General features: G+C 47.6%; 2 tRNA genes and 2 rRNA genes. All 4 read left to right on the forward strand.

The features are described 5' to 3' along the window. A 16S ribosomal RNA gene (locus tag C3D30_RS20185) occupies positions 1–113 on the forward strand; the annotation flags it as partial. 68 nt (positions 114–181) lie between these two features. Next, positions 182–258 (forward strand) — tRNA-Ile (locus tag C3D30_RS20190). Positions 259–300: 42 nt separating this feature from the next. Next, positions 301–376: transfer RNA gene (locus C3D30_RS20195), tRNA-Ala, on the forward strand. A gap of 183 nt (positions 377–559) precedes the next feature. After that, positions 560–658, forward strand: a 23S ribosomal RNA gene (locus C3D30_RS20200); the annotation flags it as partial.

Genomic DNA, 658 nt, shown 5'->3' on the forward strand with positions numbered 1-658 from the left:
AAGAAGTAGGTAGCTTAACCTTCGGGAGGGCGCTTACCACTTTGTGATTCATGACTGGGGTGAAGTCGTAACAAGGTAACCGTAGGGGAACCTGCGGTTGGATCACCTCCTTACCTTAAAGAAGCGTACTTTGCAGTGCTCACACAGATTGTCTGATGAAAATGAGCAGTAAAACCTCTACAGGCTTGTAGCTCAGGTGGTTAGAGCGCACCCCTGATAAGGGTGAGGTCGGTGGTTCAAGTCCACTCAGGCCTACCAAATTTGCACCGCAAATTTGAGGAGGTTTTAACTACATGTTATGGGGCTATAGCTCAGCTGGGAGAGCGCCTGCTTTGCACGCAGGAGGTCTGCGGTTCGATCCCGCATAGCTCCACCATCTCTGTAGTGATTAAATAAAAAATACTTCAGAGTGTACCTGCAAGGGTTCACTGCGAAGTTTTGCTCTTTAAAAATCTGGATCAAGCTGAAAATTGAAACACTGAACAACGAAAGTTGTTCGTGAGTCTCTCAAATTTTCGCAACACGATGATGAATCGCAAGAAACATCTTCGGGTTGTGAGGTTAAGCGACTAAGCGTACACGGTGGATGCCCTGGCAGTCAGAGGCGATGAAGGACGTGCTAATCTGCGATAAGCGTCGGTAAGGTGATATGAACCGT

This window comes from Escherichia sp. MOD1-EC5433, assembly GCF_002966005.1.
Lineage (GTDB): Bacteria > Pseudomonadota > Gammaproteobacteria > Enterobacterales > Enterobacteriaceae > Escherichia > Escherichia ruysiae.